The sequence below is a fragment of the Gardnerella rara genome (assembly GCF_055452355.1).
This window is the reverse complement of record NZ_JBVBJP010000001.1, coordinates 352,527-376,706: the sequence shown is the minus strand read 5'-3', so window position 1 is coordinate 376,706 and position 24,180 is coordinate 352,527. Positions and strand designations below refer to the sequence as shown.

The 24,180-nt window shown below is 42.6% G+C and carries 17 protein-coding genes; 14 read left to right on the top strand and 3 right to left on the bottom strand.

The annotated features are described in order from the left end of the window. The first annotated feature begins 70 nt into the window (after window positions 1–70). Window positions 71–1,978, top strand: coding sequence for a glutamine--fructose-6-phosphate transaminase (isomerizing) (glmS, locus tag ACZ0NX_RS01495; protein WP_464405121.1), 1,908 nt, complete (start codon window positions 71–73; stop codon window positions 1,976–1,978). Window positions 1,979–1,989: 11 nt separating this feature from the next. Then, window positions 1,990–3,432: an ABC transporter substrate-binding protein gene (locus ACZ0NX_RS01490; protein ID WP_464405119.1), complete on the top strand. Its 1,443-nt coding sequence runs from the start codon at window positions 1,990–1,992 to the stop codon at window positions 3,430–3,432. 41 nt (window positions 3,433–3,473) lie between these two features. Here the strand turns inward: ACZ0NX_RS01490 and ACZ0NX_RS01485 are convergent, their stop codons facing one another. After that, window positions 3,474–4,244 (bottom strand): type III pantothenate kinase, encoded by a 771-nt coding sequence (locus ACZ0NX_RS01485; RefSeq protein ID WP_060786791.1) that lies wholly within the window; start codon window positions 4,242–4,244, stop codon window positions 3,474–3,476. A 208-nt stretch (window positions 4,245–4,452) separates the two neighbouring features. Here ACZ0NX_RS01485 and ACZ0NX_RS01480 point away from each other — a divergent pair, with 208 nt between their 5' ends. Continuing rightward, complete coding sequence (locus tag ACZ0NX_RS01480; RefSeq protein ID WP_464405117.1) at window positions 4,453–6,216, top strand: glycoside hydrolase family 13 protein; 1,764 nt, start codon at window positions 4,453–4,455, stop codon at window positions 6,214–6,216. Between the two features lie 125 nt (window positions 6,217–6,341). Here the strand turns inward: ACZ0NX_RS01480 and pdxT are convergent, their stop codons facing one another. Together pdxT and pdxS are read right to left on the bottom strand one after the other, a co-directional pair. Then, window positions 6,342–6,935, bottom strand: coding sequence for a pyridoxal 5'-phosphate synthase glutaminase subunit PdxT (gene pdxT / locus ACZ0NX_RS01475; RefSeq protein ID WP_464405115.1), 594 nt, complete (start codon window positions 6,933–6,935; stop codon window positions 6,342–6,344). Window positions 6,936–6,950: 15 nt separating this feature from the next. Next, window positions 6,951–7,886 carry a pyridoxal 5'-phosphate synthase lyase subunit PdxS gene (gene pdxS / locus ACZ0NX_RS01470; RefSeq protein WP_464405113.1) on the bottom strand — a complete coding sequence of 312 codons (936 nt, stop codon included), beginning with the start codon at window positions 7,884–7,886 and terminating at the stop codon, window positions 6,951–6,953. 373 nt (window positions 7,887–8,259) lie between these two features. Here pdxS and ACZ0NX_RS01465 point away from each other — a divergent pair, with 373 nt between their 5' ends. From ACZ0NX_RS01465 to ACZ0NX_RS01415, 11 genes are all read left to right on the top strand, one after another. Then, the gene (locus ACZ0NX_RS01465) at window positions 8,260–9,942 is read left to right on the top strand and encodes an ABC transporter substrate-binding protein (protein WP_060786789.1); all 1,683 of its coding nucleotides are present in this window, start codon (window positions 8,260–8,262) and stop codon (window positions 9,940–9,942) included. A gap of 300 nt (window positions 9,943–10,242) precedes the next feature. Continuing rightward, window positions 10,243–11,211, top strand: coding sequence for an ABC transporter permease (locus tag ACZ0NX_RS01460; protein WP_464405111.1), 969 nt, complete (start codon window positions 10,243–10,245; stop codon window positions 11,209–11,211). A gap of 23 nt (window positions 11,212–11,234) precedes the next feature. Further along, a complete protein-coding gene (locus tag ACZ0NX_RS01455; RefSeq protein ID WP_060786811.1) occupies window positions 11,235–12,080 on the top strand; it encodes an ABC transporter permease in 846 nt (281 codons plus the stop codon). Next, window positions 12,070–13,728: an ABC transporter ATP-binding protein gene (locus tag ACZ0NX_RS01450; RefSeq protein ID WP_464405109.1), complete on the top strand. Its 1,659-nt coding sequence runs from the start codon at window positions 12,070–12,072 to the stop codon at window positions 13,726–13,728. The genes ACZ0NX_RS01455 and ACZ0NX_RS01450 overlap by 11 nt, the downstream gene beginning before the upstream one ends. Before the next feature lie 172 nt (window positions 13,729–13,900). Beyond that, on the top strand, window positions 13,901–14,401 hold the full coding sequence (locus ACZ0NX_RS01445; protein ID WP_004113527.1) for an S-ribosylhomocysteine lyase: 501 nt from the start codon (window positions 13,901–13,903) through the stop codon (window positions 14,399–14,401). A gap of 59 nt (window positions 14,402–14,460) precedes the next feature. Next, window positions 14,461–15,006: a histone acetyltransferase gene (locus ACZ0NX_RS01440; protein ID WP_060786786.1), complete on the top strand. Its 546-nt coding sequence runs from the start codon at window positions 14,461–14,463 to the stop codon at window positions 15,004–15,006. Window positions 15,007–15,104: 98 nt separating this feature from the next. Then, window positions 15,105–16,460, top strand: coding sequence for an alanine racemase (gene alr, locus ACZ0NX_RS01435; protein WP_464405107.1), 1,356 nt, complete (start codon window positions 15,105–15,107; stop codon window positions 16,458–16,460). 30 nt (window positions 16,461–16,490) lie between these two features. Next, window positions 16,491–17,774, top strand: a complete 1,284-nt coding sequence (locus ACZ0NX_RS01430) for a deoxyguanosinetriphosphate triphosphohydrolase (protein ID WP_060786784.1) — start codon at window positions 16,491–16,493, stop codon at window positions 17,772–17,774. Between the two features lie 58 nt (window positions 17,775–17,832). After that, window positions 17,833–19,950, top strand: a complete 2,118-nt coding sequence (gene dnaG / locus ACZ0NX_RS01425) for a DNA primase (RefSeq protein ID WP_464405105.1) — start codon at window positions 17,833–17,835, stop codon at window positions 19,948–19,950. A gap of 90 nt (window positions 19,951–20,040) precedes the next feature. Continuing rightward, a complete protein-coding gene (locus ACZ0NX_RS01420; RefSeq protein ID WP_464405103.1) occupies window positions 20,041–23,196 on the top strand; it encodes an alpha-mannosidase in 3,156 nt (1,051 codons plus the stop codon). Window positions 23,197–23,213: 17 nt separating this feature from the next. Next, window positions 23,214–24,179, top strand: coding sequence for a nucleoside hydrolase (locus ACZ0NX_RS01415; RefSeq protein WP_464405101.1), 966 nt, complete (start codon window positions 23,214–23,216; stop codon window positions 24,177–24,179). Window position 24,180: the final 1 nt, after the last annotated feature.

The window sequence follows — 24,180 nt, the reverse complement described above, 5'->3', positions numbered from 1 at the left end:
AGATTAATTGCAAAACATAATTGCAAAACATGTAGAAACACACACGTTTTATAACGTAGAATAGAAAATTATGTGTGGAATTGTTGGATACGCAGGTTTTGGCACAGTTTGCTCAAAGCCTTTAGAAGTTTGCTTAAACGGATTAGAACGCTTAGAGTACAGAGGCTATGATTCTTCTGGTGTAGCTCTTGCTGCTCCAGGAATGGATTCTATATGCGTGCGCAAAAAATCTGGTCGCTTAGCTGTTTTAAGAAAAGATATAGCCGAAAATCCAATGCCAGAGGCGAGCGTTGCAATAGGCCACACACGTTGGGCTACAAATGGTGCTCCATGCGATTTAAATGCGCATCCACACATTAGTGCAGACGGAAAAATCGCCCTTATTCACAACGGTATTATTGAAAACGCTATTAGTCTTAAAGAACAAATGCAAAAAGAAGGCATAGAGTTTTCATCTCAAACAGATACAGAAGTGGCAGCCAAAGCGCTTGGAAAAATCGCAAACCAAATAATTGAAGAAACTGGTAAGCCAGATCTTTTTAAAGCAATAAGACAAGTTGCAAAAATTCTTAAAGGTGCTTTTACTCTACTTGCAGTTGACGTTAGACAACCTAATATTGTTGCTGCCGTTCGCCACGATTCGCCACTTGTAGTAGGTGTTTCAAATAACGAGTATTTTCTAGGTTCCGATGTTGCGGCTTTTGTAGAATACACAGATAAGGTTCTTGAAGTTGGTCAAGATCAGGCTGTTTTAATCGGAGATATAGAGGGGAACGGAAAAGCACAGCTTCGTCTTACAGATTTTGACGGCAACGAGATTGAAAACCCTAGTTACTTTACTGTAGACTGGGATGCTTCGGCTGTAGAAAAAGGCGGATGGGATTCCTTTATGGATAAAGAAATCCACGAAGATCCGCATGCTGTAGCCGATACTTTGCGCGGGCGATTTGATGCAAAAGGGAATATTATTCTAGACGAAGTTAGGATTAGTCAAGATATTTTGCGTTCAATCGATAAGATAATAGTGGTGGCTTGTGGAACAGCAAGCTACGCTGGATTAGTTGCAAAATATGCGATTGAACATTGGGTGCGCGTGCCAGTGGAGGTGGAGCTGGCTCACGAGTTTAGGTACAGAGATCCAATTTTAACGCATAGAACGCTTGTTGTTGCAATCTCGCAGTCTGGCGAAACAATGGACACGCTAATGGCATTAAGGCATGCGCGAGAGCAGGGTAGCCGCGTGCTTGCTATTTGCAACACTCAAGGCTCTAGTATTCCGCGAGAATCGGATGCTGTACTTTACACGCATGCGGGACCGGAAATCGCAGTGGCTTCCACAAAAGCCTTCGTTGCGCAAATCGTAGCTGCATACATGCTTGGGCTTTATTTGGCTCAAGTCAAAGGAACAATGTACAGAGATGAGATTCAGCAAATTGTGTCTCAGCTTAAAGAAATGCCAGATAAAATCCAAAACGTTTTAGATACGCAAGCTGATTCGATTATGCAGGCTGCAAAGCAAACAATCGACGCAAAATCGTTCTTGTTCCTTGGAAGGCATGTTGGATACCCAGTGGCGCTAGAAGGTGCGTTAAAGCTAAAAGAGATTGCGTACACGTTTACAGAAGGATTTGCTGCAGGAGAGTTAAAGCACGGGCCAATAGCGCTTGTAGACAAAGGCGAGCCTGTTGTTGTGATTGTGCCATCTTCTAGAGGAAGAGACGTTTTGCACGCTAAGGTAATCTCTGGAATCGAAGAAGTTAAGGCGCGTGGAGCGTTTACGATTGCTGTTGCAGAAGATGGCGATCCAGATGCAGAACGCTACGCGGATATTGTATTTTGGCGTCCTAAATGCCCAACTTTGCTAAGCCCGCTTGTAGATGTTGTAGCTTTGCAGATTTTTGCAATGAATATGGCAAAGCTTAAAGGCTACGACGTTGATAAGCCTAGGAATCTAGCAAAATCCGTAACTGTGGAATAGCAGTGAGAGTTATGTATAAAAGAAGCCCGCGCAAAAATCGCAAGCAGATTGTTGACTGTTTTGTTAGGCGCATAATAACTGCTGTTTTATGTGTTTTTGCTGTTGTTTTTTGTGCGTCATGCGGATCTGTTGATTCTAGAACAAAAATCACAGTGTGGTCTTGGGAGCCAAGCATGAAGCGGATTGCAGCGGATTTTGAGAAGCAAAATCCCGATATTAAAGTTACAATAAAAGACACAAGCGGGTATGGCAATCTTAACAGTGCTATTCAAGACGGCTACGGCATGCCAGATGTTGCGCAATTGGAGTACCATGCTTTGCCGCAATACGCAGTTAGTGGGCAGCTTTTAGACATTACAGATAGGGTGCAGGGAACTCAAACTTTTTATACTCCAGGATCTTGGTCTTCTGTGCAATTAGGTGGACGTATATACGGTTTGCCAATGGATTCGGGGCCTTTGGCGTGGTTTTATAATCAAGACGTGTTTAACCAGGCAGGCGTGGACGCTACGCAAATTCACACTTGGAAAGACTATATTCACGCTGCAAGAAAGCTAAAAAGCATAGGCGTTTACATTGCTGCCGATGCTGGCGATGCAAGCTTTTACAACGCTATGATTTGGCTTTCGGGCGGACACCCGTTTATTACTTCGCACGACGGAAAAACCGTTACAGTTCGCTTAAGCAAAGACAAGGGAACAAAGGATTTTACTAAATTCTGGCAGTCTATGATTGACGAAGACTTAGTTGATACAAGGCTTACAACCTGGACTCCAGCTTGGAAGAACGCTGTTGGGTCTGGCAATGTTGCTTCCGTTTTTGCTGGAGCTTGGATGACATCGCTTTTAATGCGCGATATTCCGGGGGGAGCAGGGTTGTGGCGTGTTGCAAGAGTTCCAACAATGGATGGCAAAAATCATAATGCGCAAATGGGTGGGTCTGCGCTAAGCGTTTTGCAGTCTAGTAGAAAGCCAGAAGCTGCAATGCGTTTTGTTGATTTTGTTTGCCACACTCAAGAAGGCATTAAAGAACGCGTTAGTGCGGGAGCGTTTCCAGCAGACGTTGTAACTCTTAGAGATAGCGCATTTTTAAATAAGACTACTGTTTTGGATTCTCGGGGGATTAAAGTGCCATATTTTGGCGGTCAACGCTTTAATCGAGTCTTTGCTGATGCAGCGCAACATGTGTATACGGGGTACAAGTATTTGCCATTTGAAGTTTATTCGCGTAGCGATTTTCGTTCCACAGTTGGATTGGCTTACGATTGGAATCGAAAGTCAAAAGCGCGCTTAAACATTAAAGCCATGATTGACGCTGGAATTAAGCAAGATGATGGCAAGGATTTTGTTCTTCCAGACGATCCTGGTCCTAAGATTCGGCTTAAAGATGGAATTGCGCTTTGGAAAAAAGACTTAAAAGAATACGGGTATAATCAGGGCTTTGTTGTGCGCTAGTGTGTTAGTGTGCTTGTGCGCTAGCGCACTAGAAAAGTCGTCTAGCAGCCCGTTGTTCTTCTATAAATCTCGTACATTCCTTTAAAAATCAAGTTTGGATCGTAGTAATCGATTGCTTTAACATCTTTTTCAAAAAGACGACCCAATCCGCCTGTTGCAACAACCTTAAAAGGCTCGTCTATCTCTATTTTAAATTGCTCAATCGTGCGCTCAATGCCACCTAAGAAGCTGTAGTAGAGTCCAGCCTGCATAGCGGGGCGAGTGGATTTTGCCAAAACGGATTTAGGGCGCGAAATCTCAACTTCTGGAAGCTGAGCCGCATTATCCCATAGCGCTGCCGCAGCCGAACTAATTCCCGTGCAAATAAGTCCGCATGTAATGGCTGCGTTTTCATCAACGTAGTTATAGGTTGTAGCAGTGCCAAAGTCAATTACCAATACTGGGCCGCCGTATTCTTTAAACGCTCCAACGCAATCTGCTAAGCAGTCTGCGCCTAAGGATCGTGGCTCGTCAATCCTAATATTTACGCCAGTTTTTACGCCAGGGCCTACAATCATAGGGTCGATTTGCAAAAACTTAACAATGCTTGCACGGAAGGAGTGCATAACTTTTGGAACAACCGAAGCAACAATAACATCTTCAACATCGTTTACACTAAAACCGCTTAAATTAAGGAATTGCGTAATCATAATGCCGTATTCGTCGGAAGTGTGATTTGCTTTTGTAGTCATTCTATAAGTGCCCACAATCTTGCCGTTATCTAAGAATCCAAGCACAATATTCGTGTTGCCAATATCGACTGCTAAAAGCATAACCGCCTCCGTTGTGTTTGTGTGTTGCCAAACTTAAGTATGCGTATCTTTAGAGCAATACTACATTAATGCTAAGTCTGTTGCGGGCAATTACAAGCTTTCCTTGTTTGGAGTTGCGTTTTAGGAAATCACCATCAAAGTGTGTCGGTGTAGAAGAGTAGGTGATAAAGTCGAAAACAATGGCAGCGAGGCTAGAAAGGAAATGTAAATGATAAATCGTCAAGCAATATTGCATAGGCCACTTTCCCAGTATGCGTATTCTACGGCAGAATATTGCTTAACAATTCGCTTGCGTGCGGCAAAGAATAATCTTAGCTCATGCGTTTTGCATTACGGAAATCGCGTTGATTTAACTCCGTTAGATAAGTTCCGCACGCTTAAAATGGAAAAGATTGCAAGTGACGATTACTTTGACTACTATGAAGCGAATATAAGCGGCGATTTAGATAGAGTTTGTTATTACTTTGAGATGCAAGATGCGGATGAGCACTTGTATTTGTACGCCGATACTATTGCGGCTGATTTTCCAGAAGATCGCACAGAAGTCTACCAGTTCCCATTTATTCGCCGCGAGGAGATTAGCGACGTTCCACATTGGCTTAAAGAGGCTGTTGTTTATAACATTTTCCCAGATAGTTTTGCGGATTCTAAGCGTGGAATAAGTTGCGCGGCAAAAGATTATTTTGATGAGAAAACTGGCCAAACTTTGCACACTCGTTTGGGTGGAACAATTAGAGGCATAATTGAAAATCTTGATTATATTGAGGATTTGGGCTTTAATTGCCTGTATTTAAATCCAATTTTTACAGCTGCAGAATACCATCGTTACGATCTTCTTGATTACTACCATGTTTGCCCTAATTTAGGAACGGACGACGATTTTAGGGAGCTTGTTAGCGAGGTTCATAATCGCGGCATGCACATAATTATTGACGGCGTTTTTAATCATTCTAGTTGGTACTTCTTTGCTTTCGACGATGTTGTTAAAAATGGCGAAAATTCGCAATACAAGGACTGGTTCTACGGGCTAAAGTTCCCTGTTAAGCGCCCCGAAGATGGCGAGCGCCCAAGCTACACGTGTTTTGCGTATGAGCGTAAAATGCCAAAGCTCAATACTTCTAATCCACAAGTTCGAAACTATTTTATGGACGTTTGCCGCTATTGGCTTGAAGATTTTGATGTTGACGGTTGGCGTTTGGATGTTGCGAATGAGGTTGATAAAGACTTTTGGCGCGCTTTCCGCACTGTTGCTAAAAAGACCAAAAAAGATAGCGTTTTGATTGCGGAGATTTGGGAGAATTCTGAGCGCTGGCTGCAGGGAGACATGTTTGACTCCACTATGAACTACGAGTTCCGCAAAGTTTGCCGCGATTTCTTTGCTTTTGGCAAGATTAACGCGCGCGAGTTTAATAGTCGATTTGTGGATATGCTTTTAAGATACCCATTCCCGATTGTTCAGGGTCAGTTGAATTTGCTTGATAGTCATGACGTTAGTCGCTTTAGGAGCTTGTGCGCGCAAAATTCCGCGGATTCTGGCGATTCTTGCGAGCAAGATAAGCGATTCCGCTTGGCTGAGCTTTGTTTGCTTACATCTGTTGGAACTCCAAGCGTGTTCTACGGTGATGAGCTTGGGGTAGTTGGTTTTGAAGAGTGTGATTATCGCGCCGCTATGCCTTGGGCAAATCCTGTAAAGGATAATCGTGACTTGTTCCGCGAACTTATAAAATTGCGTAGAAGCAACGATTGCTTTGTTCATGGCAATTTTAGGGTTCTTGACTATGATGAGCGCGGAAAGTTTGTGTTTGCGCGTACAACTGATTCTAAGCGCGTTGTAGTGGCTTTAAATGCGTTCAATGAGTCTAATGATTCGTTTAGTGCTTTGCCAGATTGTGAGCCGATTATTAGTTACAATTATGATGCTCAAAATCATGCTCTTGGAGCATTTGGATACGCGATTTTTGAAGTAAAATAGCGATTTGCTGGCGATTTAATAGCGATTTAATGGCGTTTTAATAATAGAAGTGGCACTTAATCAAGTGATTTAAGTGCCACTTTAATTTACAAGAATTTACAATCTTAAGATATCTACAAATCCAACTACAAATCCAAGAAAAGTTGGTGGATTCTTGTGTCTTCGTCAAGCTCTGGGTGGAAAGCTGTGCCAATCTGGTTTCCTTGGCGAGCAGCCACCACGTTGCCGTCTACAGTTGCAAGAGCCTCGGCATTTGGTCCAACTTGCGCAATATAAGGCGCACGAATAAATGTCATTGGAACTTTGCCAAGACTGCCAAAATTAGATTCGTAGTGGAAGCTTCCAAGCTGGCGTCCGTAAGCGTTTCGCTTAACAGTAACGTCTAGAGTGCCAAATCCGCTAACTTCGTTTCCTTCCACGTTCTTTGCAAGCAAAATCAGCCCTGCGCAAGTGCCAAGAACAGGCATTCCGCTTGCAATTTTCTCGCGCAAAGGCTCAAGCATGTTTTGCTCTTTAAGAAGATTTGATTGCACAGTGCTTTCGCCGCCAGGCAAAACAAGGCGGTCAAAAGATTGCTCCAAATCTCGCGCTTGACGAAGCTCAATAACGCGCGCGCCCAGCTTTTCCAGCATTAAGCGATGCTCAAGAAAAGCTCCTTGAACAGCTAGAACGGCTACAGTATGCGCGCAATTATTTGTATTGATAGGTGGGTTTGCCAAAATAATTCGCCTCAATCACTCACCGCGATTGGCCATTAAGAGCTTGATTTCTTGCTCGTTAATTCCAACCATTGCCTCGCCCAAATTCTCGGAAAGCTTAGCAATCATCTTAGCGTCTTTGTAATTAGTAACAGCCTTAACGATTGCAGCAGCACGCTTTGCTGGGTCGCCAGACTTAAAGATGCCAGAGCCAACGAAAACGCCTTCAGCGCCAAGCTGCATCATCAAAGCAGCGTCTGCAGGGGTAGCAACGCCGCCAGCGGCAAAGTTTACAACAGGAAGCTTGCCGTTCTGTGCAACGTACTTTACAAGATCAAAAGGCACGCGCAAGGTCTTAGCTTCTTCAAAAAGCTCATCTTCGCGCATGCTTGTAAGCTTGCGGATTGCGGAATTCATCATTCGCATGTGGCGCACTGCCTGAATTACGTCTCCAGTTCCTGGCTCGCCCTTTGTGCGAATCATGGAAGCGCCTTCGTTAATTCGGCGTAAAGCCTCGCCCAAATCCTTGGCGCCACAAACAAATGGAACTGCAAAATCGCGCTTGTTAATGTGGTACACGTCGTCGGCTGGGCTAAGCACTTCGCTTTCGTCAATGTAATCAATCTCAATGGCTTCAAGCACTTGCGCTTCTACAAAATGACCAATGCGGCATTTTGCCATAACAGGAATAGACACAGCCTCTTGGATTCCGTGAATCATAGCTGGGTCGCTCATTCTAGAAACGCCGCCCGCTGCACGAATATCGGCAGGAATACGCTCCAACGCCATAACAGCGCAAGCTCCAGAATCTTCAGCAATTTTTGCTTGCTCTGGAGTAGTAACATCCATAATTACGCCACCCTTAAGCATTTGTGCAAGCTGGCGATTTAGAGCAGTGCGGTCTTGGCCGCCGTTATTTTGCGGATCCGAAGATTCGTTTACTGTTACTGTAGTATTCAAGTTCTCTGCCATTATTCCTCGCTTTTTATTGGCGTTTTATTGGCGCATTTTGCGTGCATGTTGTGTAACACGTGTATGTGTGTGTAACATTTTTATGCGCACGTTTGCAAGTTTACGTCTGATGGAATTTAACCACATTCATAGGATATGTTGATTAAAATGACGATAAATTTTTTGCAAAAACGCATAAATGTCAATCACTTATAAACATAAATGTCAATCACTTATAAATAAGTTTTTAGACTCGCTCTAGCTTTAATTGACTTGTGAGCAAGCTACGATTGTATACGCCGTTGACTTGTGCTGCAAAAGTGCAGCTTTTCTAAGCAACGAGCTTAAAAATTGAACAGGTATGTATCTAATTCAATCCAGAAAGGTTTGATGAATGGATAACAAAGAACCCAAGAATGGCGCATACTCTAAAGATGTGACCAAAGAATTCTCTGGGCAAGAAAATGCAGAAGAATTGCAGTTTGGCTCTAGCACAGATGCTTCTCTTAACGCTGCGTCTAAAAGTGTGCATAACACTAATAAGCGCGGTTTAGGAAAATTCTGGCTTGTTTCTGTAGCAGTCGTAGTAATCGCAGTAGTTAGCGCGATTATTGCAACGTTTACAGGTCCGCAAAAAAATTCTGCAAGTCAAACATCTTCTGCGCAAGTGTCAAATAAAACCGTGTCAATCGGCTTAAAGCTTGCTCCTACAAATCTTGATATTCGTAACCAATCTGGCTCTGCTTTAGAGCAGCTGCTGATTGGAAACGTGTACGAAGGTCTTGTAGCTAGAAACGCTAAGAATCAGGTTGTTCCTTCCCTTGCAAAGAGTTGGGAAATAAGCAAAGACGGATTAAAGTACACTTTTAACATGCGTAAAGGCCTTGTGTTCTCTAATGGCCACAAGCTTACCGCTAAAGATGCTGAGTGGTCTTTTAATGAGCTTATTGCAAAGAAGTATCGCGGTTCAAACATGGTTGGAAATGTTGAATCTGCTAAGGCAAAAGGCGATTACACGTTTGAAATCAGACTTAAAGAAGCAAATGCAAAGCTCTTGTGGGCGTTGAGCTCTAGAGCTGGCTTAGTCTTCGATAAGCTTGCAGATTACAATGCTAAAACTCAGGCTGTTGGCTCTGGCCCATATCTGGTAGAAAAGTTCGTGCCAAATGACCGTGTTGTGTTAAAGGCAAATCCGCGCTATAAGGGCGCTAATAAGGCAAAAACGTCAAAAGTTGTTGTTCGCTATTTTGTAGACGATGTTGCGGCTGTGGACGCGCTTTCTTCGGGCGCAGTTCAGGCTTTGGCGCCTATTAGTGGTCAGCTTGCTAAGCCTTTTAAGGCGAATTCAAAGAAATATGTTGTTAAAGCGGGGAACACCACAGATAAGTTTGTACTTGCTATGAACATGAATGGGGAGCGCACTAAAGATAAGCGTGTTCGCCAAGCGATTAGGTATGCCATTGATCATAAGCAAATCATTGCTTCGCGAGGAGGCACAGATGCTTTGCTTGGCGGCCCAATTCCTTCTTTGGATCCAGGCTATGAAGATTTAACTAATCTTTACCCGCATAACGTTAAGCGCGCTAAGTCGTTAATGAAGGAAGCTGGTTTTAGTGAGGAAAATCCTTTGCATCTTTCGCTTACTTATCCAAATATCTATGGAACACAACTTGGCGAACAGCTTAGGTCTCAGCTAAAGCAGATTGGCATTGATTTAAAGGTTAATGTTGTTGAGTTTACAACTTGGCTGCACGATGTTTATACCAATAAAAACTACGATTTGTCTATGGTAGATCACAACGAAAGTCACGATTTTGGCCAGTGGGCAGACCCTAAGTATTACTACGGTTACAACAATAAGCAGGTTCAAGATTTGTATGCTAAGGCTATGCTTTGTGCAAATCCTAAGGAGTCTAACAAACTTCTTGCTAAAGCTGCGCGAATAATTAGCCAGGATGCTCCAGCCGATTGGTTGCTTAACTACAAAGTTGTGACGGCGAAGGTAAAGAATCTTGATGGAATGCCTTTTGACATTAATCAGGTTCTTTTGCCGCTATACGACTTGCGACTTAAGTGATTTGCTCTAAATTTCCCGAGTTTGTTTCTTTTTCCCCACGTTTGTTTACGTATTTGGCGATTTTGGGAACAAAAGCAGGCGCGACGACCTGCCTTCGCGCTTAAAGCGTAGCGCGCGAAGGTAATTCGGAGCGCTGAGCCGCTCGAGGCAGAAGCACTGCTTCTGCGCGGCGAAGACGTGAGCGCGCTGTAACGCGCGAACGATTTGACGGGTTTTGTAGCTCAAAATGGTGTGTAGAGCTACAAAAAGCGGAGTTAGTGCGGAAATTCTCGGGAATATTAAATTAAGTAAGGGGTTTGTATGAAGCGCATGATTCTTAGACGCATTGCGCTGTTTTTTGCTGCTTTGTTGTTTATTTCTGCAATCGTATTTCTTGCTCTTAGGGTTTTACCTGGAGACGTTGCTCAAGTTATGGCAGGCTTAAATGCGCCAGCTGGAAAAGTTGAGCAGTTAAGGCACGATTTAGGCTTAAACAAGCCCCTTTTAATGCAATATTTAGAGTGGATTTTTGGCGTTTTTAAAGGCGACTTTGGTGTTTCAATGCTTACGGGTCGTTCTGTTGCGTCTACGATTGCTATGCGCGCTAGCATAACATTCCCTCTTATTTTTCTTGGACTTTTGATTGCGCTCGCAATAGGCATTCCGCTGGGATGTTTGCAAGTTTTGTATTCTGGCAAGTCTTTGCAAGGATTTTTGCGCTTTTGCGCAATTGCAGGCGGATCCATTCCTGCTCTTTGGGGCGGAATGCTTTTAATCATGATTTTTGGCAAAGGCATTGGATTGGTTGGCATTTTCCCTACTCAAGGTTTTCCAACAGATGGCTGGTGTGATTTTGCTAGCGCATTTTCGTCTTTGATTCTTCCAGCATTAACAGTGGGAATTATTGTTGGATCTGGTTTTATGCGATACACGGCGGCCTCGTTAGAGCAGATTTCTAATAGTGATATTGCTTTGCAATCTTTGGCTTGCGGAATGACTAAAAAGCAGATGATTTGGCGCGTTGGCTTGCGATTAGCCTTGCCGCAGCTTGTGTCTGTAATCGGCTTGACTTTTGCGCACATGATTATGGGCGTAATGGTTATTGAAAATCTGTTTTCTCTTCCTGGAATGGGCATGGGTCTTGTGCGCGATGTTGGTTTGCGTGATCTTATATCTGTTCAGGGCAATCTTTTTATGCTTTCTGCATTGTTCTTGCTTGTTGGTTTTGCGATTGACGTTTTGCATCGTTTGCTAGATTCAAGGCTTAGCCAAGATTCAAGTGGGGAGTGATTTAAGTGGGGGCAATTCAAGCAATGATTAAGTTTTTAAGCCGCATTTGGAGCGGAGTTATTGGAAAATTCGTGTGCATTGTTTTGGGCTTGTGGATTTTTGTAGCCGCACTTTCTTTTGTGTGGACGCCCTACTCTCTTCTAGAAACAAACGGCTACCAGGTATGGCAAAAGCCTTCTCTAAAGCATTGGCTTGGCACAGACGGCACTGGTGCTGATATGCTTAGTTGGCTTATGGCTGGTTCTAGAGTAGAGATTTTGCTTGTTATTTCAACGGTTGCGATTGCAAGCGTTGTTGGGTTTGTGATTTTAAGCTTTACGATTTGCCGTGTTCAAAAAATTCGTTCCGTAAGCATTATGGCTGTGGATGCCTTAATCTCTATTCCAACGGTTTTGATTGCTCTTATGCTTGCTGTGCCTCTTGGGGCATCCGTTCTTGTAATCATGCTTGCATGTGGATTTGGCTATGGCTTAAATCTTGCGCGTATTTTGCATCCAAGTGCTGTTCTTGTTCTTAAGTCCAACTACGTTGATTGTGCTGTTTCTAATGGCGCTAGCAGAAGCTACGTTCTTTTAAAGCATGTTTTTCCTAATATTTTGCCAATCGCTTCCGTTCAGCTTTCGCTTTCTGCAGGAACTGTTATTTTGGCGGAAAGCGGATTGACTTATCTTGGTGTTGGCGTTCCTTCGGGAGTGCCGAGCTGGGGTCGTGTGCTTTCTACTTCGGTTACTTTGATTCACGTTTATCCTCTTGCAGCTCTCTGGCCTGGTCTTATTGTTACATTAACAGTTTTGTCTCTTAATCTTTTTGGCGACGTTTTAAGAAGTGCTACAAATCCAGCAAATAGGGAGTCTAAGAATGAGTCTTGATATAAAAGGATTATCACTTAGCATTGGATCTTCGCGCATTTTAAGTAATGTTTCGCTTAACGTTAAAGATGGCGAGCGCGTTGGATTAGTTGGATCTTCTGGCTCTGGTAAATCAATGCTTTTAAGAGCTGCGATTGGCCTAGTGCCGTCTAATTGCAAGATTACTGGCTCTTGCCATGTTGGCAATGCCCAAACTGTTGGTGCTAGTGATTCTGCGCTTGCGCGTATTCGCGGCAAGTATGTTGGCGTTGTTTTTCAGCAAGCGGATCGCGCTCTTAACCCCGTTATGAGTGTTAGCGAGCAAATCGCGTTACCTCTTAGGCTTCATTACAATTTAGACGAAGACGATATTCAAAATCGCGTTAAAGTCATGCTTGAAAAAGTTGGTTTAGGTGCCAATGTTTTAAATAAGCGTACTTTTGAGCTTTCGGGCGGGCAAATGCAGCGAGTTGGCATTGCTACAGCTCTTATAACATGCCCTAAGTTGATTCTTGCAGACGAGCCAACCACTGCTCTTGATTCTGTTACGCAAAAAGATGTTGTAAAAATGCTCACATCTTTAGTTGACAATATGGGCGCTTCAATGCTTTTTGTTACTCACGATTTTTCTGTGCTTTCTAGCGCTGCTACGCGTTGTTACGTTTTGGATTCTGGGCGATTAGTTGATAGTGCGCGTGTTGGCGATTTGCTAGAGAATCCTAAGATTGATTCAACTCGAAAGCTTGTTTTTGCAGCTCGCGCCTTAAGTCTTAGTAAAAATTCTTCGAGTTCTTATAACAATGATTTAAGTCTCAGTAATAAAAGCGATTTAGGTAAAAGCGATTTAGATAAAAGCGATTCTTCTAAAGATGATTGCATTTTTAAAGCTAAAAACGTTCATGTTGTTTTAGGAAGCGCAAAGACTCGCGTCGAAGCATTAAAAGGCGTTGACTTTAATCTTAGAGTTGGCGAGTCTTTAGCATTAATTGGCGGATCTGGAAGTGGTAAAACAACTTTGATTAGGTCTTTGCTTGGATTGCAAGAAATACGCCAGGGGAGTATAGAATACTGCGGAAAATCGGTTGAAACCGTTGAAAATGCTAGAAAATCAAGCTTAAAAGACTCTGCTTATGTAAATATGCGAAAACAATGTTCGCTTGTGTTTCAGCATCCTTTTGCCGCTTTAGACCCTCGTTGGCAAGTTAAAAAAAGCGTTGCTGAGCCGCTTGAAATATGGCGTAAAAGCGAGCACATTAGCGAAGAAGCCGTTAATTCCAGGGTTTTTGATGCTTTGAATCTGGTTGGATTAGACCCTAGCATTTTTGCTTTAAGGTACCCTTGCCAGCTTTCTGGTGGTCAAGCTCAATGCGTTGCAATTGCGCGTGCGTTAATCAATAATCCTAGAGTTTTAATTGCAGACGAGCCAATGAGCGCAATCGATGTTGCAGAGCGCACTAGAATCCTAGATGCTTTTGCTAAGATTCGCGTAGAACGCCCTAGTATGGCTTGCATTTTTGTTAGCCACGATCTTGGTATGATTCAGCACTTAGCGTCTAGCGTTGTTGTTCTAAAAGATGGCGCTGTTGTTGAGTCGGGTCCTGTAAGCCAAATCTTGACTAATCCAAAACACAGTTACACTCGCGAGCTTATTGATGCTGCTACTTTGTAATCATTTGTGGCAAATAAAAAACATTTTAAATTCGCTTTTATGTATTTTACGTATTTTATGTATTTTATGTGTGTTTGGTAACAATAGCGTCTAATATTATTTAGTAATCGTTATTTACGCATGGATTTTGCGCATATATTTTGCGCATGGAATACAAGTTAGGATGGATAAAATGAGCGAAAATCAAAACAACCAGCCAACACCTCGCCCAGAAAGCTTTGAGCTTGATCACACTAAGGTTAAGGCTCCTTATGTTCGCTATATCGATACGCAAAAAGGCCCTAATGGAGATGTTATTTCCAACTACGATATTCGCCTAACTCAGCCTAACCAAGAGGCTATTCCTACGGGAGCTTTGCATACGATTGAGCACACGATTGCTGTTCTTTTGCGCCAGCGCATTGAAGGCTACATTGATTGCTCTCCGTTTGGCTGCCGTACAGGATTCCACCTTTTAACTTGGGGTACGCATAGCACGGAAGATGTTGCGCGCGCACTAAAGGAATCGCTTGAGTTTATTGCGTATAAAGCTACTTGGGAAGATGTTCCAGCTACAACAATTGAGTCTTGCGGAAACTACCGCGACCACAGCTTGTTTGGAGCGCGTCAATGGTGCAAAGATATTTTAGATAAGGGCATTAGCTCCGATCCTTTTGAGCGCAAGATTGTGTGATTTGCTGCGTTGCTTGTGTAATACTGTAAAATCGCCATATTCTAAGCATAGGGGGGTGTATGTGTGAAATAAGATTGAGGAAAGCAACTCTTAGCGATCTAAAAGATATTGAAAATATTTATAAGAGAGCAAGAGTGTTTATGGCAAATAATGGCAATCCTCATCAATGGGGAGATCGTTTTCCTCTAACATCTAGTGTTATAGAAGATATTCGTTTGAACCGTTTTAATCTTCTTGTAGACACGGACCCAGACTTTGGAGAAGAGCGCATTTTGGCACAATTTGCACTGTGCGAAGGGACTGATGAAGTCTACGCAAAGATTGACGGAGCGTGGCTAGATGACGTTTTGCCATACGTTACAATCCATAGACTTGCATCTTCGGGAGTCAAGCCAAAAATGGCAAGAGAGTGTTTAAAATGGGCCAAGAGCAACTACTCTAATGTTAGAATCGACACTCATCCCGACAACTTGATTATGCAAAAAGTTATTTTGCGAGAAGGCTTTAGCAAGTGTGGTCTTGTTGTAATTCCAAATCGCGCGCATAGTGCAACTAGAATCGCGTATCAATGGTTGCGCTCGCATAATCATGTAATACGGTATTAGAAGTATTAGCAGTATTGAAATGTAAGTCAAAAATACTTGCATATATAGTAGATATAAAAGTAAACGTAAAACTAAAACTAAAAGTAAAGGCGCAAGATATGTGTAAAAATTCGAGTATACAAGCGATTTTGCAAGAAAACTATGCTCGCGCCTTAAGCACATACCCGGGGCAGGTAATCGTAGATTTAAAAGCGCTAAGAGATAATATGCGAACTCTTGTTGAGCGTGTTTCTAAAGATTTGAAGCCTGGGCAAAAATCGCCAGCAGTTATGGGAGTTGTTAAAGCAGACGCTTATGGTCACGGGCTTATTCCTAGCGCCCTTGCAGCTCTTGCAGGGGGAGCGACTTGGCTTGGTACAGCTCAGCCTTACGAGGCTTTGCGACTTCGTAAATGTGGAATTGACTCAAGCAGATGCCGTATTCTTACGTGGCTTACCAGTGCTCCAACGTCTCTTTTTGCAGATTTAATAAACGCGGATATTGATATTTCTGTTGGCTCGCTGGATTCAATTGACGCTGTTGCGCTCGCCGCTAAATCGCTTGGCGCTACCGCTCGCGTGCACGTTAAGGTAGATACAGGATTTGGCAGAAACGGTTTTACGCCTGCTGGCTTTAGTGATGCTTTAAAAAAACTTAGTGAATATTCTAGTCAAGGATTAATTGAGGTTATTGGCCAGTGGAGTCATTTGGCTGTTGCTGATTGCCCAGATGTTCCAGAGTTTGTGGCGTCTACAGATAGGCAAATTGAGCAATTCCACGATTTTACTCAAAGAATGCGCGAGGCTGGTTTGGAGCCTAAAATCCGCCATTTAGCTAATACGGCTGCAACTCTTAACAGGCCAGAAATACGATTTGAGCTTGTTCGCCCAGGAATTGGATTGTACGGATATGAGCCAGACCCCGTTATGGGAGCGCCTCAAACTTACGATTTGCGTCCAGCTATGACTTTGCAAGCGCAGCTAGGAACAGTTAAATCTGTAGAAGCGGGGCATGGAATTTCGTACGGCCGCACGTATTTAACGCCAGACAATACAAGCACAGCAATAGTTCCACTCGGGTATGCGGATGGCATTTTGCGTGCTTCTAGCGGATTCGATATGCAAGGATCAAGGCATGTTAATAAGCCTGGAGGTCCAGTTCGATTTGAAACTAAAAATGGCCCTTTGCTTTTGCATGTTTCGGGGCGCGTTTGCATGGATCAGTTTATTGTTGACTTAAATGGCAGTGCTAAAGATCTTGGAGTTAAAGAAGGAGACACAGTCAGGCTTTTTGGCCCAGGAAGAGGCTTAGAATATGCGGAGCCAACAGCAGACGATTGGGCAGCAGCCGCAGGAACAATAAGCTACGAGATTATGACGGGGATTGGCCCTAGAGTTCCTCGATTGTATAAAAATGCTTACGAAGTTCTGCCAAAAGAAGACATAAAAATGTTAGACCAAAAGAGCTTGATTTAGCGATTTAGCGATTAGTGGAGGAGGTTTTTAATGTGCGATGATGTTATTGATTCCGATAACGAAGTTGTTGGAGAATACGATTTGCACGATACAGAGCGTTGGGCAAGCGAGCCTCACCACACGCGCGCTCGCACGCCATTTGAGCGAGATAGAGCCAGAATCATCCACTCTTCGGCGCTTAGAAGACTTGGTGCAAAAAGTCAGGTACTTGTAGCAGGCTCCGACGATTTTGCTCGCACGCGATTAACGCACACATTAGAAGTTGCGCAAATTGGCAGGCAGATTGCTTCGATGCTTGGAGCAGACCCAGACGTTGTAGATTGTGCATGTTTGTCTCACGACTTGGGTCACCCGCCTTTTGGGCATAATGGCGAGCGCGCGCTTGCAAAAATCGCCAGCAACATTGGCGGATTCGAAGGAAACGCACAAACTCTTAGGCTTTTAACACGTTTAGAGCCTAAAGTTTTTAGAGAAAATGGCGCTAGTGCAGGCGTAAATCTTACGCGTGCAGCATTAGATGCAGCCGTTAAATATCCTTGGGGTCTTGATGAAGCAAAAGCGCACGATAAAGGCGAACGCGATTTAAAATTCTGCGTTTACCCAGACGACAGGGAAGTTTTTAATTGGCTAAAAACTGGCTCTCCGCGCGAATCGAAGCCTATTGAGTGCCAGATTATGGATCTTTCTGACGACATTGCATACAGTGTTCACGATATTGAAGATGCAATTGTTACGGGAGCTTTTAATCCAGAGCTTGTTTCGGATTCAAATGTTGCAGATCAGGTTATTCAAGAAGCTCATAATTGGTACGGAACTCAGTGGGATGCGGATAATCTTTTAGCTGCTTTTAAGCGTTTACGCGCTCGCAATATGTTCCCAGATTCGTTTGATGGTTCTAGAAGATCGCTTGCACACTTAAAGAACATTACTAGCGCTTTAATCGGCAGGTTTGCAAGCTCTGTTGAGCGCGCAACTCGAGAAAAATACGGCAACGGCGCTTTAATACGCTACCGTGCAAACATTGTTATTCCGCCAGAAACATCTTACGAGATAATCGTTCTAAAAAGTTTGGCTGTGCATTTTATAATCCAGCCTAGGGAGCGCGAGTTTTATAGGCGTGAGCAAAAAATCCTAACTGATTTGGTGGAGGTTTTTATGAGCAAATCTCCGCGAGCGCACGATGCTATGGAATCTGTGTTTATAAGTGATTGGAACGCTTGCTCTAGCGAAGATGAGCGTTTAAGGGTTGCTATTGATCAGGTGGCAAGTCTTACAGATGGATCTGCTACAGCTCTTCATGCCGCTTTGTGCTAAATCTGCGTCTATTTGCGCGAGTGTTTTATAGCCGCTGGTTTGCGATAAGCTAGAGATTATGGCTGGAATGATTGTAAAGGAAGACGTTGAACGCGTACGCGCGGCTGCAGATTTGTACGATATTGTATCTGCAACTGTTACGCTTAAGCCTTCTGGAACGGGTACTTTTGTGGGGCTTTGCCCGTTTCACGATGAAAAAACGCCTAGCTTTAGCGTTCGTCCAGGTTTAGGTGTTTGGCATTGCTTTGGCTGCGGTGCTGGCGGAGACGTTTTTAAATATGTTGAGCAAAAAGAAAACATTGATTTTCGCGAGGCAGTAGAGCTGCTGGCAGACCGATACCACATTGAAGTTCATTATGACCAATCACAAGAAGGCAAAGATAATTCTCACAAAGGTTCCAAGCGTGCTCGTCTTATAGAAGCAAACGAAGAAGCTCAGCTTTTCTTTGCGTCTCAAATCAACTCTAAAGAAGCAGCTCCAGCGCGTAGTTTGCTTGCAGGGCGCAATTTTACTCAAGCGCAGTGCGAGCGTTTTGGTTGCGGATACGCGCCTAACGGCTGGGATAATCTTGTTCGCTACTTGTCTAATAAGGGTTTTACTCGTCAGGAATTGTTGGATGCAGGATTGGCACGCCAAGGTCAGCGCGGGATTTACGATTACTTCCGCGGCCGATTAACGTGGCCTATTCGAGATTCTACAGGCCGTACTTTGGGCTTTGGCGCTAGAAAGCTTTACGACGACGATTCCATTAGCGCAAAGTACATTAACACTCCAGATACCGTGTTGTACCGAAAAACGCAGGTTCTTTACGGAATTGACATTGCTAAATCGAATATTGTTAAAAAGCGTCAAGTTGTGATTGTGGAAGGCTACACAGACGTTATGGCTTGCCATTTAGCTGGTGTAGATACAGCTGTTGCAACTTGCGGAACTGCTTTTGGTGCGGAACATGCAAAGATTATTCGTCGTCTTATTGCAGACGATTCTTTGGGAGCGATTCAGCTTGTGGGGCCTGTAAAAGTAGAAGGTCAGCAAGTTAGTTCGCGTATTGTTTTTACTTTTGATGGAGATGCTGCTGGTCAAAAAGCTGCTCTGCACGCTTTTGGCTTAGATTCAGCGTTTTTAACACAGACTTTTGTTGCTGTTGCAGATAACAACTTAGACCCTTGCGACTTGCGTATTCAGCGTGGCGACGAGGCCGTTCGCTCTTTAATTGCACGCGCCAACCCGCTTTACGATTTTGTGATCGACACTGTTATTCGTCGTTTTGACACGTCGTTTATAGCTGGAAAGATGGGCGCTGTTAAGGCTGTTGCTCCTCTTGTTGCACAAATTCGAGATAGGTCTTTACTTGATTTGTACACTAGAAAAGCCGTTAGAAATATTGGTGTTGATTTAGACGTTATGCGTAAGGAGGTGGAGTCTGCTAGAAGACGATTGCACGTTGTAGACGAAGACGCTTATTCCAGGTCTTACTCAAGCGACTTTGCGCAATCAGCAATGCTTAGAAATTCCACCGCTAGCGCCAACGCAAACACCAATATGAACGCTGCTGCTAACAAAAATGCCATGCTTAGAAGCGCGTACAAGAATCAAAGCTATTACAAGGTTGATGATTCTGTGTTTATGTGCGAGCAGCAGTTTATGTCTGTTCTTATGCAGTCGCCTCTAGCGTTTAGCGGCCAGCTTTTTGCTCAACTTACTTTGAATAATTTTATTACGCCAGTTTTTAGAACGCTTTTCCAAGCATTTGTTGCAGCTGGAGGCTTGCCTAGCACAAATATTAGCCAAGGTCTTTGGCTGCACACTATTACTAAGGCTGCAGGCCCATTGTTAGAAGGAGTTATTAACCAGCTTTCGGTAATGCCTCTTCCATTGTCTTCTAATAAAGGCTTGAGTGCGTCTTCTGCAGTTGGCTCTTCGGCTGCTTACGATTCGAGTGGTGTTTCTACAAGCGAATCTCCATCCGACCTTTTGCGAGTTCCTAGCGAAGAGGAGCAAAAGTATGCAAACGAGCTGCTTATTAAGCTTTTAGATGTTGGTTTTATGCGTAAAATCGGCGCTCTTAAGCTTAAAATGAGCAAACTAGAAAATGGAAGCGAAAAGCTCAATCTTTTAGGGCAGATTACTAGATTAGAATCTGCACGCAAAAATCTTCAGTCGCAAATTCTATAAGATGTATCAATTACTTGTTTTGTCTTTATATACCGAGATACGCGATTTATATATAAATGTGTAGCTATGTAAGAAAGAAGTGTAGAAACAATGTTTTTATTACCTGATCAGCAGTTGAATCGCTGTACAAGAGTTATGCAACAACGCCTATATCCGTATATAAATACTGTTTTATCGCACTGTAAAATTCGAGCATATGAGATTGCTGGAGAACCTATTTCTTCTGGCGAATTCTTCTCTAAGCTAAAAAGAAACGATATTGTGTTTCGCTCATTTAATGTTCCAGGTGTTTGGGGAACAACTTGGGGCACAACGTGGTTTGAAGTTACAGGGTCGATTGATTTTTCAAAGGTAAAAGGGCACAAAGTTGAGCTAAATGTTGATTTAGGTTGGATTAGCAATCTTTTCCCTGGTTTTCAGGCAGAAGGATTAGTGTATAACATTGACGGAAGAGTTATCAAAGCTGTAAACCCTTGTAATCATTGGGTTCCGTTGATTGATGAACATAATAATCGTTCGACTAGTATTGATGAAAATGGTAATTTTACTTTATATTTAGAAGCTGCAGACAATCCATTTGTTGAAGGATCTACTCCATTTTCTCCTACTGATTTAGGAGAGTGTGCTACTGGAAAAACTGAATGTCAATATATGTTGAAGTATGTTGACGTTACTGTTTTTAATCGTAATATTTTTGATTATTACATGGATCTTGAAACTGTAAGTTCTTTGATGCGCGAATTAAGCGATGATAATCCGCGTTATTGGAAACTGGCTAAAGCTTTACAGCGTTCCTTAAATGCATATGATGAGCATGATTTTTCTACCGTTCAAAATGCTCGTAAAGAGTTGCATGATGTATTAAGCCGCCCTGCTGCAGCAAGCTCTATAAAGCATACGGCTGTTGGGCATGCTCATATTGATTCTGCTTGGCAATGGCCTGTGCGCGAAACTCATAGAAAGGTTGCGCGCACAATATCTAACGTTTTAGCTCTTATGGATGAGGACCCTGATTTTACTTATGCTATGAGTTCTGCTCAACAATACGAGTGGCTAGAAAACGAGCATCCCGATTTGTTTGAGCGTATGAAAAAGAGGATTAAGGAAGGACGTTTTATACCCGTTGGTGGTATGTGGGTTGAGTCTGATGTAATGATGCCATGCGGTGAATCTTTAATTCGCCAAATGACTTTTGGTAAGCGCTATTTTAAGGAGCATCTTGGCGCCGATCCGCATGGCATTTGGCTTCCAGACAGTTTTGGTTACACTGGCGCATTGCCTCAAATCGCTCGCCGCGCTGGTTTTGATTGGTTCTTAACTCAAAAGATTTCTTGGAACGATACCACTAAATTCCCACATCATTCTTTCCTTTGGGAAGGAATAGATGGTTCTAGGATTTTGGCTCATTTTCCTCCATCTAATACTTATGCTTCATCTGTGAGCATGCATGAGTTAGTTTATTCTCAACGCAATTTTTTGGATAAAGATTTATCTGATCACGCAATATTGCTATACGGTTTTGGCGATGGCGGTGGCGGGCCTACTCGCGAGATGACTGCTCGTATTAGGCGTGATTGCAATTTAGAGGGGGCTCCTAGAATTGATTTCGGCACTCCTGATGAGTTGTTTGAAAAAATACGAAAAGATATTGTTGACGATTCAAATGGTGATACACCAGTGTTTAAGGGTGAGCTTTATCTAGAGTTGCACAGGAAAACTCTTACTTCTCAGCAAGATATGAAGCGCTATTGCCGCATGGAGGAATCATTGTTGCGTGTGGCTGAATATCTTGCTGTTTTAGCCCGAGTTTATGCGCCAGAATACCGTTTTAATAGCAATGAGCTTACTAAAATTTGGAAGACTTTATTATTGAACCAGTTCCACGATATTCTTCCAGGCTCTGCTATTGCATGGGTTCATAGACAAGCTAGAGAAGAATATGCTAGAGATATTTCTTGTTTGCGTAAAATCATTTCAAATATTGCTAATGCGATTGTAAAAGCTAACAGCGCGACTGGCACTATTAGCGCGATTAATATGCGTGAAAATGTAAAGTTATTGACTTATACGGGTAAAAATGATGTTGCTTGGAATTTATATCAATGCAATGAAAGCAGTAAAAATAGTAAAACAACTGTAAAACACAAAAATGATGGTGGAATAATTCTTAATAATAGTGTTTTAAGTGTGACTATTGAACGCGATGGCACAGTATCTTCTGTTAAAGATATTAAATTTAATCGCGAGCTAATTCCATCTGGTTATCGCATGGCTCAATATGAGATATTAAAAGATGAGCCGTATCAATGGGATGCATGGGATATTGAGCGAGATGCATTTATGAGGAATCGTAAGATTGATGATTCTTCAATTGTTTGTGTTAAAGAACTTTTATCGGGCGGTGTGTCTGTTGAAATCTTGGCATGTAAAAAAGATATAAAGATTAAAACAAATATAGTTTTAGAGCCGTGTGTTAAACGACTTGATTTTCATGCGCAAGTTGATTGGAAAGCTAAAGAGCAATTTTTGAAAGTAGATATGCCAACATCTATATGTTCAAATAATGCGCAATATGAGTGTCAATATGGTTTAGTTGAAAGGCCAATAGTAAAAAATACTCGTAGTGATGATGCAAAGTTTGAATCATGCACGCATAGGTTTGTTCGCATAGAAGATTCCTCTTATGCTGTTGCTGTTGTAAATTCGTCTACTTATGGCGCTGATGCTGAGCTGATTGGCGATTATTCTTCATCTTGTGGAACTATGCTTAGATTATCTTTGCTTTCTGCACCTCTTTACCCAGATCCAAATACGGATCAAGGTAAGCACGAATTTACTTGGTCATTTATTGCTGATGCAAATATGGATTCAGTTTTAAGTACAGCTGATCTTTTGAATTCGCCAATTATTGATAAGCTTCCAGATGTAGATTCGCTGTTTACGATTCATAGAAACTCAGGTTTAATTGCATTAGATTGGGTTAAGCTAGCTGACGATTGTTCTGGAGATATAATCTTGCGTATTTACGAGCCAGCTGGTGGCTGCGCAAGTGGGCAAATAAAACTCAATAAAATCTTGCGTGCGGCTTCGATTGAAGAGGTGGATCTTATGGAAATGCCCGTGTTGCACGGTATGCCTGCAGCTTTGCGCAAGAATAATGACGCGTTAAATATAGAATTACGTCCTTTTCAGCTATGCTCATTGCGCATTCACGTTACATCTGAAACTACAGTTTCTATTAATTGATAGGATGTTGAGAGTTTATGGAAAATAAAGAAATTGATTCTAAAAAGAAAATAATAATAGATACAGATTGTGGTTCGGATGATGCTATGGCAATTGCCATGGCTTTGAATGATCCTAGATATGAGATATTAATGTTTTGCACTGTATCAGGAAACGTGTGCATGGAACAAGCGACTATTAATACGCTTACTACTATCGAGCATGCTGGTTCATATGAGCCACCTGTATATAAAGGAAGTAGAAGCATGCTGTTACGCGATTTGGCTTATGCTCATGAAACTCATGGTAGAGATGGAATGGGTGATATTGGTCTAGTGCCTCATCGGTTGAAAGAAAGTAATGGTAATGCTGTTTTGAAAATGATTGAAACTTTAAGAAATAGTGAAGATGGTGAAATAGACATTATTGCATTAGGGCCATTAACTAACATTGCTCTAGCTATTAAGGTTGATTATGAAGCGATGAAAAAAGTTGGTCGCATAGTCGTTATGGGATCTGCTGGTTTAGGCCGTGGAAATGTTTCTCCTGTAGCAGAATTCAATATTTGGCAAGATGCAGAAGCTGCAAAGATATTAGTTGATTCTGGTCTTAAAAATATTATGTTTGTTGGATGGGACGCATGCTTGGGAGAATGTATGCTGAATCCACAAGAAATTGCTAATATTCGCAAAAGTGGAGAACTCGGTAAGTTCGCTATTGATTGTAATAGGGAATTAATGGAAATGAATGTTAGCCGTTTTGGGGATGCTTATCTAGATATGGCTGATCCATCTGCTGTTGCCGCTGCGTTATATCCTGAATGTATAAGCGAGTGCACAAAATATTATTGCCAAGTTGATGCAACTCCTGGACCAAGTTATGGCTCAGTTCTTGTTGATGCTAATTTCTTCTCTGGTAAAACTCCGAATGTTGAAATATGTAGTAGGCTTAATCCCGAAAAATATAAAAATTACATTTATCGTACTTTGCATGTTGTAGATTAGC